The organism is Microcystis sp. T1-4, assembly GCF_000297435.1.
Lineage (GTDB): Bacteria > Cyanobacteriota > Cyanobacteriia > Cyanobacteriales > Microcystaceae > Microcystis.
The window spans coordinates 1-15,164 of the sequence record NZ_CAIP01000257.1; the positions used below are offsets into that span (position 1 = coordinate 1).

The following is a 15,164-nucleotide window of genomic DNA, read 5'->3' on the forward strand; positions in this document are numbered from 1 at the left end:
CCCCTTATTAAGGGGCGCAGGGGGGTCGAACCTAAAATACATTTTAAATTTAATTATAACCAGCTACTTAACTTAAAAGTAGCAATTTATCAGACTATGACTATTACTGACCTTCAAGTAAATCTCTCGACCTCAGAAGATTTTTTAGATTCTGAAACATTAGCACAGATTGATTTAATGCAGCAAAAAATTCAACAATATCTCCAAACCTTATCATTAGAAAATTTAAAGACTATTCTAGAATTTGCTGCTTATTTATCAGATAAAGAGAGTGAGCAAGCAACCCAAGAAATTAGAGAAATTCCCAAGATCATAGAAAAATTAAAAGCAGCTGAGATGGATTTACAATCAGGTCATCTCATTGATTGGAAAAACTCAGATGATTGATAAAGTCTGTTTAACAGCTAAAGCTAATAAAGTTTATTCTTAAGTCGCCAAAAAGCTCTAGACTACAATTTTGGCAATAATCGGTCGTAGGATTGGATCATTCTTTCGTAACTAAAGCGAGTGGCATTGATAAAACCTTTTTGCCTCAAATCTTCCAGGCGATCGGGAGCGAGAAGATTTTCTGCAATAATAGTAGCGGCGGCCTCGTGTTCGGTGGGATCGAAGTAAACAGCTGCATCGTCAGCGATAACAGTCATGGGCAGACGATTGGAGGTAAAGACCGGACAACCACAGGATTGAGCTTCAATAACGGGAACACCGAATCCTTCCTGAAAGGAGGGAAAAATTAAAGCAGTTGCTAGGCAATAAAAAGCGCGGATATCCTCATCGGAGACGGTTCCTAGTTCGATTATTTGTGGGGACAAATTATTCTGATTAACAAATTTTCGCACATCCGGCAACAAAGGTTTTCCCATCAGGATCAGTCGGCAATTTTCCAGACCGGCGAAAGTGATTAACTTCTTGAATATTTTCAGCAATCCCAATCGATTTTTATACCATTGGTCGCCCCCGACATGAATTAGCCAGGGACAATCACTATTAATGTTAAATTTAGCCACTAGATTTACCGCCGCTTCCCTTGTCATCGGACCGTAGCCCTCACTCAAGCAATCCTCGATCACTTCCGTTTGTTCGGGGGTAATTTTGGTTAAACGGAGAACATCGGCACGAGTAGCTTCGGAAGAACAGACAACATATTTAGCCTGTTTTAATCCTCGCAAAATCATCGCCTGATACTGTTTACCCGTCCAACTGGTGGGATTTTCAGGAATTTCTCCTAGGGCGGAACGAGTAGCCAGCAGATCGTGACAGATGACAAAATATTTGCGATCTTTTAGATAGGGAGTTAAATAGGATAAAGCTTGATCACAAATGCAGACGATATCGGCCCAATCAACCTGCTGACGTAACTGCACTGGGAAAATAATTAACTTATCAATATACCCTAACCACTTGCCGAGTCCCTGGGGAGAGGATTTCAGTTGACCGAAAATAGGCTGTGCTTGCACTCGCCGAATTTCGTGTCCTTTTTGTCTGAGTCCTTTCTCGACTAAACCGACAAAACGATTGATACTGATCTGCCGATCGTTGACGTAATTTCCTACTATTAAAACTTTCATGATTAGGCTCCAAAAAATCAATTTTTATGGCGGTAAAACTCTCAAAAAGTTCCCCCCAGAAAGCGTCCTGTTTGACCGATTAGTTTTGTCAGTCCCTTGCCTTAATCGGGAATTCCCCAGGACGGAAATAAGACAAGATGATCGGTAAAGGTTTTTAATTCTTCGCTCTCAGTTTCGCTGACATTCTCCAGCCGACGAGGGAACAGGGTGACATCCTGGTTTTGATCAAGACATTTGATCAGGTTAAAAGTTCTCCCTTCGGTTGCCCCGCGACTAGGCCGGTAGAGAAAATTATGGTAAGAAAGGACTAATATTCTCATAATTCGGGTTCGGAATCGGTTTTTGACAATAATTCTACCGTTTCCTTTAGTTGGCCATACACGGGAATCTGAACTGGGTATTTCTCGATCTCCCCAAGGGTGACTTTTCCTCGTCCTGTTAAGAGCAATACCGGCTGACAACCGGCTTCTAGGGCGCATTCTAGATCACTGGGCGCATCGCCGATAAACAACGAGCCGGCTAAGTCGATTCCATATTGGTGGGCGGCTGTCAGCAGCAGATAGGGGGAGGGTTTGCGGCAGAGACAACCTTCGTCGGGATGGTGCGGACAGATGGCAAGATCGTGAAAATGCACGCCCAATTGTCGGTATTCCTCGATCATGCGCCCGTGAATCGCCGCTAGATCATCCCAAGTGAAATAGCCCCTAGCAATCCCCGATTGATTGGTAATGATGATCAGCAGATAGCCGGCATCCTGCCACTGTTTTAAGGCAGCCGCTGCCCCGGCGGGAATGCTCACCTGTTCTGGTTTACTCAGGTAGGGGATATAGTCGATAACTACCCCATCTCGATCGAGAAATAAGGCTTTGTTCTTTTTTGCTCTATCTTCGCTTTTTTGGTCAGAATTGCCTGGAGGTGGCGGAGACGGGTATTTTTGGTGGCCGTCATTGACAGAAATTGCGGGGAAAGGATTCATTATGTTGGACTTTTTCGAGTCGGGGACTAGAATTCTCAGTTCTTCTGTCAGAGACGAGAGCTTGAACTGATGCACAGACAAAATTCGAGGGATTGTAGCGATTTGTGCTAGTTTTCTCGACTAAATTGCTTCTCCTCACTATCTAGGTGTCAGAGTATAGTAATCACGCCATATTATACGCCTTCAGGCCTTTGGGCTTTTGATTATATCGGCGGTATTGTCATGAATTGTTAACATTTTTCTCCAGCCAAACACAAGGCCAAGACTGGCAAGGGTTGAATCCCCCGCTCAGAAATCGCTCGTCTGGGCCAGAATACATCAAAAATTTATTTACAAACAAAACAAATTGTGCTAAGGTTGGGGCGTTTGTGGTATATTCCCAGAATAACTGGCAAAAGATCACTCTTTTGACTCGGTTCCCGTGATCGATTCCACCATTCTAAGGGTTTTCTCCCCAATTAATGGAGAGCGATTCTGGTCTTTTGATACTATTCAATATAATGACAGGATAATTGAGAGTTAAATTTATTCAACTAATAAAAATTGGAAAAATCAAACCTATGCGAATGGCGGAAAAATCAAACAAAAAATTGGATAGTTTCCAGAGCGATCCCTCTCTGTCACTTTTAATCAAGACTGAATTGGAAGAAGCTTATAACCTGAAGAAAAAACTACTAACCGAGACAAAATATCTAGAGAAAATCCAAGAGATTTGCCAAGTATGTATCCATGCTTATCGCAACAACCACAAAGTATTGGTCGCAGGTAATGGAGGCAGTGCAGCCGATGCTATCCATTTTGGCGGTGAGCTGCACGGCCGATTTCTGAAAGAAAGAGAGTCTTTACCAGTTCGCGTCCTCAATAGCGATATCGCCAGTTTAACAGCGATTGCTAACGATTATGGTTACGAATATATTTTTAGCCGCCAGATAGAAGCGGAAGGAAACCCTGGCGATGTGTTTATCGGTATTTCCACTTCGGGAAATTCCGCCAATATCCATCAAGCTCTCAAAGTTTGTCAAGTAAAAGGTCTCACTAGCATCGGTTTAACTGGGGCGAAGGGATTAGCTCTAGAGCAAAAAACCGATTATTGTTTGATGATTCCTAGTACCAGTACCCCGCGCATTCAAGAAGGTCATGGTTTTGTTCTTCATACTATTTGTTTAGCGATCGAAGAAGCGATATTTCCTGACTAAAATCTCCTAGCAAAAAATCAACCTAAACAGCCTACCTATGATCATCAGAACCAAAGCTCCTTTAAGATTAGGTTTAGGTGGTGGCGGCACCGATGTGGAACCTTACTGTAGTCTTTATGGGGGTTACGTTCTCAACGCTACTATCGATCTCTATGCCTACTGTACAGTCACGGAAATTACTGACAAACAAGTCATTTTTGTGGCCGCTGATCGAGGAGAACAACAAATAGAAACCCTCCAGTTTCCTCTACCTTATAACGGCGTTCTCGATCTGCATAAAGCGGTCTATAATCGTTTGATTAAAGACTTTAATCAAGGGCAACCCTTGCCGCTGCACATCACCACTTTTTCCGATGCGCCAGCTGGTTCGGGATTGGGTTCTTCTTCTACCCTAGCCGTGGCCATAGTTAAAGCCTTTGTGGAACTGTTAAAATTGCCCCTAGGCGAGTACGATATCGCCCATTTAGCCTACGAGATCGAACGAATTGATCTAGGCTGGTTAGGGGGCAAGCAGGATCAGTACGCTGCTACTTTTGGCGGTTTTAATTTTATGGAATTTTATGAACAAGATCGAGTCATAGTTAATCCTTTGAGAATTAAAAATTGGGTGATCAATGAATTAGAAGTCTCTCTGATCCTCTACTATACAGGCATTTCTCGCTACTCATCTCAAGTAATTGAGGATCAAATTCAGAATGTCCAAGAAAAAAATGAGCAGGCGATCGCCGCTACCCATCAACTCAAAAAAGAAGCAATTCTCTTTAAAGAAGCACTGCTTAAATCAGATTTTATGGGGATAGCAGAAATTCTGAGAACTTCTTGGGAAGCGAAAAAGAAATTATCCAAATTAATTAGTAATCCGCAGATTGATCGCATTTATCGGGTAGCGAGGGAAACCGGGGCCTATTCAGGCAAAATATCGGGAGCCGGTGGCGGTGGTTTCATTATCTTTATGGTCGATCCTACCAAGAAAATCGAAGTAACTAAAGCTTTGAAATCAGAAGGAGGCCAAGTGATTAATTTTCACTTTACCAAATACGGAACCCAAGCATGGACATTATAGCAAGCAAAGGATCGACGGGGGAGGATTATCCCTATAAGCCTAAAAATAGTTTTCAAAAGATTGGCAATAATTCAGATTTTTGAGGTGTATCTATGGATGTAATTATTCTGGCGGGTGGGTTAGGAACTAGGTTGCGATCGGTGATCAACAGTTTACCAAAACCTATGGCTCCCGTTGCCGACAGACCTTTTTTAGAATATCTATTAGATTACCTAATCTTTCAAAAAATTACCAATAAATTTTTAGTTTCTGTGGGCTATGAACATCAGAAAATTATCGATCATTTTGGTTATAAATACAAGGAATACGAGCTAACTTATCTGATAGAAGATACCCCCTTGGGAACTGGAGGAGCGCTCCAGTTGGCACTCAATAAAATTGAAACCGAACAAGCATTAATTGTCAACGGAGATACCTTATTTAATGTCAATTTATCCGCCTTAATTAATTTACATAATCAAAAAAAATCCCTGATAACTGTTGCTATGAAGCCACTAACTGAGTTTGATCGTTATAATAATGTTCTCCTAGACGATGACCAAAAAATTATCGGGTTTGAATCCAAAAAATATCAAGATAAAGGCTATATTAATGGCGGTATGTATTGTGTATGGAAAAAAATATTGTCTGGCTTTGATCTGCCATCAAAATTTTCTTTTGAGGACGACTTTCTCAAAGTTTATAGCGAGAAAATTCCTATGTATGGGTTTATCTCTGACGAATATTTTATTGACATAGGCATCCCCCAAGATTACGAAAAAAGTCAGATTGAATTGCCTGAAATTTTCAATTTCCCCAATCAGGTTTAACCTGGCGATTAAGGGACTTTTTGTTAAGACATAATGAAGCAGAGATTAGTTAAAGAGGAACCCCTGACAGCATATAGCTTATACAGCCAACTTCAATTGAGCCTAGTAAGTGGTTGTATTTAATTAAAACCACTTACTTATAAGACTGCATAAATTCTTCCACTGGGGAGACCACTTAATTTTCCTTCAGCAGCTTTTCTGGAATTTGGCCAACTAGGAAGTGGATAAAGGGTGTTGATAACTCATGGAAAATAAAAAGAGATTAGTAAAGTATCGCACGATAATTAGTCATGCTTTCCAGAGACTTTTGATTTTGGTCTTAATGCTATTGTATAGCTCCTCGAAGACAAGATTCCAGAAATAACCATACTGGGGAAATCGCTTGACCAGTAAAGCATCGGAAGGAAAAAGAATTCTTGGGCTTTTCATTTAACCAAGGCTGCTTACTGAGGCCACAATTTTTGATGTCTTCCCAACCTTCGGCTCCCGCTATAACTGCTAAAATAGCAATGTTTTTGGGTTCGGGACACTCTCGGGTCAGGAATATCTTGAAGATAAGTCAATAAACTAGCTTGAATTTCATTGACTGATGTTAAAGGCAGCTCAGGTTTTAGTTGAGCTTTATTTCCGGTGGGGAGAACGGGGGCAAAACCTTTACCCATGAGCTATTTCCTCGTTAATTTTTATGAACAACAATGAGACTAAGGCTAATGATAAATTATACAGAGGTAGCAGCGGCTAAGTCTGGGTACTGGCAGCGCGGGACGGTGCTACAGCGAGTTCGCTACCCTATTTAGAAATCTTTGTCAAGTACAATTTATACCAAATAAGATGAGCTTACCCTGGATGACTGATAACTGATTAAGACTTCACTCCCAAGTTAAAGAAAATCGTTCCCCGACGCACAGAATTTTCACTACCTTGGCTGCTAATAGTAAGAGAACGCAGATTATTAAATAAAGGCTTAATCGATAATTCTAACACCCGCACGATCGGGAATTTTGCCTCGATTACCGGTTGCAATTGTCGCCAATCGACGTAAAAATAACCATCATTTTCTGCGGGTAAAGCAGTAATTGCCTGTCGAAACTTACCACTACTTAAAATGGGGTTTTTCTGTGCAGATAAAGCTAAACCCATCGCTTCCACAGAACTAGCGATAATTTCATAATTATCGACCCTAGTATGCACTCCCGTCACGAGCGTCTCTAGTTGCGCTTTTCCCCCCGGGACCGCCGTGGTTAACTTTGTCCAAGCTGTCACCGTTCGATCGAGTAAAGGCAGATTAACCACATTATAGCCGCGACTGCGGGCCAACTCATCCAAATGAGAGATCGCACTGTCCACCTCTACCCCCATCACCCGTTCCCCTACAAAAACACTATCGGGTTCCATCCCCTTTGAACTAGGCACGAGAGCGAGGCTATATTCGCCTCTAACCCAGCTAAAAACGTCTTCAGGGAAATTTAAACCTAAAGGCGACTGGAAGCGGTTTAAGACCTGTGTTATTAATTCCTGTAGGGGACTATCTGCTTCTAACCCCTCCTCTACCTGAGTCCAAAAACGATTTAAATCCCGACTAGCGGCGACTAAAAGGCTATTTTCGCCGATAAAAGATAATGCTCCCACGGGACTAGATAAAATTGGTGCTTGGTCATCCTGTCCTAAGACTCCAATTAAGGCGGTTTGAGCGACTATTCCCCCAGATTTGAGGGTAAAAGCCGTGGCTAATCGTTGTTTCGCTTCGGGACTCTCCGGGACGGGTTGATTAGCGATCCAAGCCGATAACGGGGGTAAATTGCCGTAAACTATAGCTATACGCGGTTCGGTGATATTTTTGAGAGCTTCTCGGTAATCGGGGCTATTTTTTAGGTTTAAATCCGGTACTTGCACGTTATTAAGGGCCTCGCGCAAAACCTTGATATTATTGGCAAAAAGCACCGTATCACCGACGACGGCACTAGCGAGAAAACGATTATTATCTCCTGCGGTCAAGGGACGTTGATAAATGAGGTTAACTCCCTTGTAGAGTTCAAAAACAAGGTCAAATTTGCCCGAAACCGCCTGTTTTGAGTAGGAAGCTTGCAGAAATTCCTTAGCGCGTTCGCCATCTTTACTTTGAATTGCCAAAAGATAACCCGGTTGGATACCATTATCGGTATCGCGATCGAAATCTAGGGAAGTAACAGCGAGAGTAATTTCTTCCCCTAACCAGGGTTTGATTTCCTTTTGATAATTTAATCCCGTTTTGCCGAGCAGACTTTTTTCTAAATCCTTAATTTCTTGGTGGGAACGTCGTCGATTAGCCGGTGTAGCGATTAATTGACCAAAAGACTCCAAACGTTCGGGATTGACTAGCAAGGATACCATAACCGGGGCCTGTTTCGGCACAAAAATCGCCGCCGCCGGTTCCCGCATTACCCCACCTTTGAGCAAAGACAGAGGACTATCGGCGAGAATCCAAGCAAAACTGGCTGTAGCGACTCCTAGGAGAATGATTACCGTCGCACCTAAAATATAGAAAAACGATCGCAATTTCACAACCTTGTCCCGAGATGAACCATTAGCTATTTTAAGCCAGCAATTGACCCAAGAATTTCGATCGCTACAATTCTTACCAGACTGACAACGGATAACTCGCCACCGATAACTAATTTTTACCAGCCTTTTTCCGCTTGAGCGAGGACATAGTTAGCTACAGCTTCGATATCTTCAGCGCTGAGACGACCACCGAAAGCGGGCATCGCCCCCATACCTTTGGTAACTTGGGTAACGATAGCTTCAACGGAATCTTTGCCGTATTTAACTAAATCTTCTTTTTTCAGGGTTTTAGCGGCATTAACCACGTTTTTACCGCCCATGTGGCAGGAAGCGCAGTTAGCACTGAAAATCGAAGCCCCATCAGCTAAAGCGGGACGAGCCATACCGAATGTAACCACAGCCAAGAGCAAGCACAGGGAAATTAATAATCTTTTCACGATTGGTTCTCCTCTATTTCTTAAGAAATTCCCCAACCATGGTCAGAAAAAACCGGTTTTCTTGTCAAAAGACAAGCTGTCAAACTTCGTGTAGAATTAATCAATGGGACAGTTAAAAGCAAACTTTTACTTTTTTGTCAAAAGACAGGCTGTCAAACTTGTCATCTTCCCTCGTGTAAAGGATTAACAAGCATGAAAAAATTAGGTTTATTGTTCGCTACCGTGGCGCTAGTCCTCTCTAGCTTCTTCTTCAATACTGCCGCCGCTTCCGCCGAAACCTTCACGGTGAAGATGGGCGGTGATGCAGGTACACTACAATTTGATCCCCCCACCCTCACTATTAAAGCAGGAGATACGGTGAAATGGGTCAATAACAAACTTTCTCCCCATAACATAGTTTTCGATAGCACCAAGGTTCCCGAAGCCCAGGCTGCTAAATTATCCCATAAAGGTCTGGCTTTTTCCGCCGGTGAGTCCTTTGAAAGCACTTTCAGCGAACCGGGTACTTACACCTACTACTGCGAACCCCATCGCGGCGCCGGCATGGTCGGAACGATTACCGTTCAGTAATTATCCGATTTTAAGCAAAAATAACTCGCGGTTAACTGCCGCGGGTTCTTTTTTGGGAATTATGAAGACTTTTCAGTTATCAGTAAACAGTAATCAGTAATCAGTGAGGTTCTTCAGTTTGTCTTATGCAACGGACAGGGTTATAAGGAATGAAACTCTTATAGAGAAAGACATTTGGCGATTTTTGTCAATTGTTTTTGAACTAGAACGAACTCATCAATTAAGTTTTTTGCCAGATAAGGATTTAGTCGATTTATGCCCCCCGAGCGAACCATACCAAGTTCAGTAATCAGTAAACAGTAATCAGTGAACTGAAAACTCGCATCTGATAACTGATAACTGATAACTGATAACTGAAAGGGCTGTCTCCTGAAATATAAAGTCTCGGTTACAAAAACTGACTTCTGAGCAATTCTGCCCCCACCATAGAAACAGAAGCCCGTAGAAAAATCAGCCATGAAAGAACACGATGTCGTTATAGTGGGCGGTGGGTTAGCAGGATGCCGCGCCGCCTTAGAAATCAAACGCCTCAACCCGACTATCGATGTTGCTGTCGTTGCCAAAACCCACCCAATTCGTTCCCACTCCGTCGCCGCCCAGGGAGGTATCGCCGCCGCCCTGCAAAACGTTGACCCCAAAGATAATCCCAAGGCCCACGCCTACGATACCGTCAAAGGTTCCGATTTTCTGGCTGACCAGGATGCGGTGGATATCCTCACCCAAGAAGCCCCCGAAGTTATCATCGAATTGGAACATCTAGGCGTGTTATTCTCCCGTCTCGAAGATGGACGCATTGCCCAAAGAGCCTTTGGCGGTCACAGCCATAACCGTGCCTGTTACGCCGCCGATAAAACCGGTCACGCCATGCTGCACGAATTAGTCAGCAATTTAGGCCGTAATCAGGTAAAAATCTACGATGAATGGTACGTTTTGCGCCTTATCCTCGAAGAAGGTACGGCTAAAGGGGTAGTAATGTACCAAATCGCCACCGGACAGTTAGAAATCCTCCGGGCAAAAGCAATTATGTTCGGTACTGGGGGCTATGGTCGCGTTTATAACACCACCTCCAACGATTTCGCCTGTACGGGGGACGGTTTAGCTTTATCGGCCAAAGCGGGTATTCCCCTAGAAGACATGGAATTTGTCCAATTTCACCCCACGGGACTCTATCCCGTCGGTGTTTTAATCTCAGAAGCGGTCCGGGGTGAAGGGGCTTATTTAATCAATAGCGAAGGTCGTCGTTTTATGGAAGACTACGCCCCCTCGCGCATGGAATTGGCACCCCGGGACATCACTTCCCGGGCCATTACCCTAGAAATTCGCGCCGGCCGGGGGGTAAATCTGGACGGTAGCGCCGGGGGTCCCTTTGTCTATCTGGATTTACGCCATTTAGGCCGGGAAAAAATTATGAGTCGCATTCCCTTCTGTTGGGAGGAGGCCCACCGTCTCGTCGGTGTCGATGCGGTAGAGGAACCGATGCCCGTCCGTCCTACAGTTCACTATTGTATGGGCGGCATTCCCGTTAATACCGATGGTCGCGTTCGCTTAAGTGCCGATACCCTCACCGAGGGCTTTTTCTCCGCCGGGGAATGTTCCTGTGTCTCCGTCCACGGGGCCAATCGTTTGGGCAGTAATTCCCTGTTAGAATGTGTGGTCTATGGGAGAAGAACCGGCAAATCGATCGCTAAATACGTCGAAAAACGCGCTTTTCCCGTCTTTAATCCCGATATTTACCTTCAGGATGCTAAAGAGGAAATCACCGCTTTATTGACCAAAAAAGGCACGATTCGCATCGGTCAACTACGTCAGCAATTCCAAGACTGTATGACCCAACATTGCGGCGTTTTTCGCACCGAAGCGACCATGCGCGAGGGAATTAAACAAATTGGCGAATTAAAGCGCAAATACGAGCAGATTTACCTCGATGATAGGGGTGATTGCTGGAATACGGAACTAATCGAGGCCTGGGAATTACAAAGTCTCATGGTGGTGGGGGAAATTATCCTCACCTCTGCCCTCAATCGTCAAGAAAGCCGAGGGGCCCACTCCCGCGAAGATTTTCCCCAACGGGATGACCAAAATTTCCTTCAGCATACCCTCGCCTATTATTCCCCCTCCGGCATCGATATCGACTATATGCCCGTGGTAATTCAGGATTTCACCCCCGTGGAACGTAAGTATTAACCTCTGGTCGGACGGTAAATGTAAAGGAATATTACAAACTCCTTGGCATTTACCGAGATTTAGTTCTATACTAGATAAAGCAACGCGGGATAGAGCAGTCTGGTAGCTCGTCGGGCTCATAACCCGAAGGTCAGTGGTTCAAATCCGCTTCCCGCCATTACTAATAAAGCCAGTAGTTAACCCCGATTTCCCGTTAGGGAACATCGAACATTACCCTTTCAAGACAGCGATTGGGATCAATGTAAGATTGGCGAGAATGGAGACAAGTATAATTATCCATGATCAAGATCTGTTCTGCTTTTAAATAGAGCGGAACGTGATAGGCTTCAAACAGTGCCAAAAATTTGCCACATAAAGCCATTAAACGGAAATCTAGACCAGAAGCGATCGGTTTATTAATATCGGGGCTAAATTCCCGATAAACCAGCACATTATAGCTAAAGCGGATGATTTCGGCATCTCGTTGCCAGATTGGTGCAAAACAGCTTTCTTTGCCGTCCTTGGACATAAAATATTGAGGTTGAGCCGCCATAAAATGTTGTTCCTCAAGGGTAAAATGACGCATTAAGTCATCAAACTTAACTAAAGTCGTCGCACCCCCACCCCAACGATCCGGAGTTTTACAGCGCAAACAGAGGTATTTAGGAGGGATAGTTTTGTAGGACCATTCAGTATGAGGTAAAAGCCCAATTCCGGGGGATTGTGCATCACTTTTTCCCATAGCGTCAGGATTTGCTTTGATAGGATAGATAATCTCTCCGTTAGTTTGGATAACGGGGGTTGCTTGGGTAATATCCTCTAAACATTGGAACCAGCGATCGCCACAAGGGTTATCGAAGACAAAAAAACCGTTTTTTTTGAGGTGGTTTTTTAGGGTAGCTGTGGATTGAGTGAAGGGTGAGAATGTGAGAATTGAAGACATAATAAGCCTCTCGACAAACTAGAATGTTTAGAACATCCCAATCTTCTGAAAAATGCTTATAATTGACGAGATCAGAATAGGACAGATAATAAGTTCCTGTTTCTGTCCCTTTTCTAATCGAATCAGTTAGATTGATAATGGGGTTGGTAATTAATGGGTTGAGTTATGTCTAAAGAACGTAAACAACGGGGGATCTTAGCCACGCCAACAGGAATACAAAGACTTGAGCAAGCCAAAGCGGATGGACGAAATGAGCTTGGGAAAAAGTTAACTTATGACAATATTGCTGAAAAAGCGGTAGTGGATAAGAAAACGGTTGAGCGATTTATGCGAAGACTACAACTTATTGATCGAGATAATGCGTTGGCGATTTGTCAAGCGTTAGGATTAGAGATTACTGATGTTGTTGATCCTGATGAGTGGAATTGTGACGAATCATCCAACACGGAGATTAATTGGACAGAAATTTGTCAACAAGCTTTAATTAATAAACCCCTCCGGCGATTTGCAACTGATGAACCCTGTGAGCTTGAGATATTCGTTCCTTTGGGGTTAGTGGAGCGTAAAAAACAACAACGTCGCCCCCTTAATCAAGAAATGGAGAGAAATCAAGTCTATGAGGTGGAAGAAAAGGAAGAAATCACCCGACGCTTTGAACATGAGGAGTTTTTGAACTATATCGGTTTAGGAACAACTCAGGGAGAGAGTGATAAGAATATTGCCATTATTGGAGAGCCGGGGGCGGGAAAAACCACTTTATTGCAGAATTTAGCCCTAATTATCAGTGATCAGCAGAAAGATTTACCGATCTGTGTCTCTTTGGGTGCATTATCTAAGGAGCGATCGCTGATCGGTTATCTTGAGGAGACGTGGTTACGCAATGGGTTAGCAGTAGGAGAGGTAAAGGAGTCGGATAAGGCTGATTTTCGTCAATTATTTGATAAAAGACAGGTTTGGTTAATTTTAGATGGTTTAGATGAGTATTCCGCCGATTCTCCCGTAGAAGCGTTAACATGGATTGAAAATGAAGTGCGATCGAGTTATTTACAAAAGGCGCGGGTGGTGGTGTCTTGTCGAGTAAATGTCTGGGATGCCAATATTAATCCCTTACGGGCGTTTGTTACCTATAAAACCTTAGATTTTGCCGATTTTCAGCGAGATCAGTTTATTAGGCAATGGTTCGGGAAAAAGGGCAATATAGCGTTAGGGGAACAGTTAATCGCTTGTTTGCAGGAAACGGGAAGAGAAAGGATTTGGGAGTTAGTTAAAAATCCGTTACGGTTGGTGTTATTGTGTCAAATTTGGTCGTTAGGAGAGGGAGCATTACCTGAAACCAAGGCGCAGTTTTATCAGCGTTATTTGCCTTATTTTTATGAGTGGAAACGGGAGATCCGCGATTTAACAGATAATGATGAGTTACAAGAATTGTTACATCAAGCATTAGGAAAATTAGCTATTGCGAGTTTAGGGGGAGAATCTCGCTATCGTATACCTAGAAAATTAGCTAAAGCCATTATGGGTAATGATTTATTTAAGTTAGCGGTAGATTTTGGCTGGTTAAATATTGTAGATCGGGATCAAGCAACGGATGAGGCGGTTTATGCCTTTTTTCATCCTACCTTTCAGGAGTTTTTTGCTGCTTGTGGGGTGGAAGATTGGGATTTCTTTTTACCCCGAAATCATGTAGATCGTCCTGTAAAGGGGAAGGTTTATCGCATTTTTGAGGCGAAATGGAAAGAGGTGATTTTGTTATGGTTGGGTAGGGGTGATGTTAAGGATGAGGAGAAAGAGGCTTTTATTAAGGGTTTAGTTGATTTTAAGGATGGTTGTCAAAATTTTTACTTTTTTCGTGCTTATTATTTAGCAGCAACAGGAATTAATGAATTTAAGACCTGTTCTTTAGCTGATGAAATTATCAATAAAATGATCAGATGGGGATTTGGTTATTTGGATTTAGAAACACAAGAATGGAGAACTTTCCTTGCTTCCATTCAAGAATCTGCTAGAGTAATTTTACGCAAAACAGACCGAGCAAAGGCGATCATAGCCTTAAATAACTTAATCCGTTCTTGTGATAATGACGTTATTCGTCGGGAAGCAGCATGGAGTTTAGGAAGAATTGGACAGGGAAATAAAACAGCGATCTTAGCTTTAGGTTATCTTATTCGTTCTTCCGACGATGAATATACTCGTCAACAAGTAGTGGAGATTTTAGGAGAAATTGGACAAATTGGACAGCATAATAAAATAGCGATTGCTGCGTTAATAGACTTGGTTCGTTCTGCTAACGATGAATGGAAATACACTACTGGGCAAGCGATATCGATTTTAGTAAAAATTGGACGAGATAGTGAAACAGTTATCTTAGCATTAAGTGATCTTATTTATTCTTCTGACAATGAATATATCCGTGGGCTAGTGGTAGAGAGTTTAGGAAGAATTGGACGAGACAGTGAAACAGCAATCTTAAGCTTAATAGACTTAATCCGTTCTTCTAAGGATGAATGTATTCGTGAGAAAGCAGTAAAGAGTTTAGGAAAAATTGGAAAGGGGAATAAAACAGCTATCTTAGCATTAATAGACTTAATCCGTTCTGCTAAGGGTGAATTTATTCTTAAGGAAACAGCAGAGAGTTTAGGGAAAATTGACCCTGGCAATCAAACAGCCATCTTAGCATTAATAGACTTAATTCATTCTGCTAAGAGCGAATTTATTCGTGGAGAAGCAGTAAAGAGTTTAGGCAGAATTAGACAGGATAATCAAACAGCAATTTTAGCCCTAAGTAACCCTATTCATTCTTCTGATGATAAAGATATCTGTAGAGAAGCAGTAGAGAGTTTGGGCAGAATTGGACAGGATAATCAAACAAAAATCTTAGCATTAATAGACTTAATCCCA

The 15,164-nt window shown here is 42.8% G+C and carries 14 protein-coding genes, 1 tRNA gene and 1 pseudogene; 8 read left to right on the forward strand and 8 right to left on the reverse strand.

Features of this window, described 5'->3' with window-relative positions; all coding sequences use genetic code 11:
* On the forward strand, window positions 1–387 hold a 387-nt coding region (locus tag MICAI_RS15715; protein WP_232306215.1), incomplete at its 5' end, for a hypothetical protein.
* Window positions 388–449: 62 nt separating this feature from the next.
* Here MICAI_RS15715 and MICAI_RS15720 read toward each other — a convergent pair.
* From MICAI_RS15720 to MICAI_RS15730, 3 genes are all read right to left on the reverse strand, one after another.
* Window positions 450–1,568 carry a glycosyltransferase family 4 protein gene (locus tag MICAI_RS15720; RefSeq protein WP_008203900.1) on the reverse strand — a complete coding sequence of 373 codons (1,119 nt, stop codon included), beginning with the start codon at window positions 1,566–1,568 and terminating at the stop codon, window positions 450–452.
* 101 nt (window positions 1,569–1,669) lie between these two features.
* Complete coding sequence (locus MICAI_RS15725; RefSeq protein WP_039900287.1) at window positions 1,670–1,888, reverse strand: hypothetical protein; 219 nt, start codon at window positions 1,886–1,888, stop codon at window positions 1,670–1,672.
* Window positions 1,885–2,544, reverse strand: a complete 660-nt coding sequence (locus MICAI_RS15730; protein WP_008203901.1) for a D-glycero-alpha-D-manno-heptose-1,7-bisphosphate 7-phosphatase — start codon at window positions 2,542–2,544, stop codon at window positions 1,885–1,887. Before MICAI_RS15730 ends, MICAI_RS15725 begins: the two co-directional genes overlap by 4 nt.
* Window positions 2,545–3,104: 560 nt before the next feature.
* Here MICAI_RS15730 and MICAI_RS15735 point away from each other — a divergent pair.
* From MICAI_RS15735 to MICAI_RS15745, 3 genes are all read left to right on the forward strand, one after another.
* Window positions 3,105–3,740, forward strand: coding sequence for a D-sedoheptulose-7-phosphate isomerase (locus MICAI_RS15735; RefSeq protein WP_008203902.1), 636 nt, complete (start codon window positions 3,105–3,107; stop codon window positions 3,738–3,740).
* Between the two features lie 37 nt (window positions 3,741–3,777).
* The gene (locus MICAI_RS15740; RefSeq protein ID WP_008203903.1) at window positions 3,778–4,803 is read left to right on the forward strand and encodes a GHMP family kinase ATP-binding protein; all 1,026 of its coding nucleotides are present in this window, start codon (window positions 3,778–3,780) and stop codon (window positions 4,801–4,803) included.
* A gap of 92 nt (window positions 4,804–4,895) precedes the next feature.
* Window positions 4,896–5,612 (forward strand): nucleotidyltransferase family protein, encoded by a 717-nt coding sequence (locus MICAI_RS15745; RefSeq protein ID WP_008203912.1) that lies wholly within the window; start codon window positions 4,896–4,898, stop codon window positions 5,610–5,612.
* A gap of 288 nt (window positions 5,613–5,900) precedes the next feature.
* Here MICAI_RS15745 and MICAI_RS25955 read toward each other — a convergent pair whose 3' ends face one another.
* The 4 genes and pseudogenes from MICAI_RS25955 to petJ all read right to left on the reverse strand — a co-directional run bounded on the left by MICAI_RS25955 (window position 5,901) and on the right by petJ (window position 8,590).
* Window positions 5,901–6,041, reverse strand: coding sequence for a hypothetical protein (locus MICAI_RS25955; RefSeq protein WP_232306217.1), 141 nt, complete (start codon window positions 6,039–6,041; stop codon window positions 5,901–5,903).
* A pseudogene (locus MICAI_RS27670) lies at window positions 6,037–6,214 on the reverse strand (transposase family protein); the annotation flags it as partial. The pseudogene MICAI_RS27670 and the gene MICAI_RS25955, both read right to left, overlap by 5 nt.
* 259 nt (window positions 6,215–6,473) lie before the next feature.
* Window positions 6,474–8,153, reverse strand: a complete 1,680-nt coding sequence (locus MICAI_RS15755; RefSeq protein ID WP_008203917.1) for a DUF3352 domain-containing protein — start codon at window positions 8,151–8,153, stop codon at window positions 6,474–6,476.
* A gap of 116 nt (window positions 8,154–8,269) precedes the next feature.
* Entirely contained in the window at window positions 8,270–8,590 is a 321-nt protein-coding gene (petJ, locus tag MICAI_RS15760) for a cytochrome c6 PetJ (protein WP_002732729.1), read from the reverse strand.
* A 192-nt stretch (window positions 8,591–8,782) separates the two neighbouring features.
* Here petJ and petE point away from each other — a divergent pair, with 192 nt between their 5' ends.
* The 3 genes from petE (at window position 8,783) to MICAI_RS15780 (ending at window position 11,501) form a co-directional block, all read left to right on the forward strand.
* Window positions 8,783–9,160 carry a plastocyanin gene (petE, locus tag MICAI_RS15765; RefSeq protein ID WP_008203920.1) on the forward strand — a complete coding sequence of 126 codons (378 nt, stop codon included), beginning with the start codon at window positions 8,783–8,785 and terminating at the stop codon, window positions 9,158–9,160.
* Between the two features lie 456 nt (window positions 9,161–9,616).
* Window positions 9,617–11,344 carry a succinate dehydrogenase/fumarate reductase flavoprotein subunit gene (locus MICAI_RS15775; protein WP_008203921.1) on the forward strand — a complete coding sequence of 576 codons (1,728 nt, stop codon included), beginning with the start codon at window positions 9,617–9,619 and terminating at the stop codon, window positions 11,342–11,344.
* Between the two features lie 83 nt (window positions 11,345–11,427).
* Window positions 11,428–11,501: transfer RNA gene (locus MICAI_RS15780), tRNA-Met, on the forward strand.
* A 36-nt stretch (window positions 11,502–11,537) separates the two neighbouring features.
* Here the strand turns inward: MICAI_RS15780 and MICAI_RS15785 are convergent.
* The gene (locus tag MICAI_RS15785; RefSeq protein WP_008203923.1) at window positions 11,538–12,266 is read right to left on the reverse strand and encodes a TauD/TfdA family dioxygenase; all 729 of its coding nucleotides are present in this window, start codon (window positions 12,264–12,266) and stop codon (window positions 11,538–11,540) included.
* A 165-nt stretch (window positions 12,267–12,431) separates the two neighbouring features.
* On the opposite strand from MICAI_RS15785, the gene MICAI_RS15790 reads away from it, so the two are divergent.
* The coding region (locus MICAI_RS15790) for an NACHT domain-containing protein (protein ID WP_157221761.1) at window positions 12,432–15,164 on the forward strand (2,733 nt) is incomplete at its 3' end.

Coding starts and splice junctions, on each gene's coding strand:
- MICAI_RS15720 (WP_008203900.1), bottom strand. CDS start 1,568: ATGAAAGTTTTAATAGTAGGAAATTACGTCAACGATCGGCAGATCAGT.
- MICAI_RS15725 (WP_039900287.1), bottom strand. CDS start 1,888: ATGAGAATATTAGTCCTTTCTTACCATAATTTTCTCTACCGGCCTAGT.
- MICAI_RS15730 (WP_008203901.1), bottom strand. CDS start 2,544: ATGAATCCTTTCCCCGCAATTTCTGTCAATGACGGCCACCAAAAATAC.
- MICAI_RS15735 (WP_008203902.1), top strand. CDS start 3,105: ATGCGAATGGCGGAAAAATCAAACAAAAAATTGGATAGTTTCCAGAGC.
- MICAI_RS15740 (WP_008203903.1), top strand. CDS start 3,778: ATGATCATCAGAACCAAAGCTCCTTTAAGATTAGGTTTAGGTGGTGGC.
- MICAI_RS15745 (WP_008203912.1), top strand. CDS start 4,896: ATGGATGTAATTATTCTGGCGGGTGGGTTAGGAACTAGGTTGCGATCG.
- MICAI_RS25955 (WP_232306217.1), bottom strand. CDS start 6,041: ATGAAAAGCCCAAGAATTCTTTTTCCTTCCGATGCTTTACTGGTCAAG.
- petE (WP_008203920.1), top strand. CDS start 8,783: ATGAAAAAATTAGGTTTATTGTTCGCTACCGTGGCGCTAGTCCTCTCT.
- MICAI_RS15775 (WP_008203921.1), top strand. CDS start 9,617: ATGAAAGAACACGATGTCGTTATAGTGGGCGGTGGGTTAGCAGGATGC.
- MICAI_RS15785 (WP_008203923.1), bottom strand. CDS start 12,266: ATGTCTTCAATTCTCACATTCTCACCCTTCACTCAATCCACAGCTACC.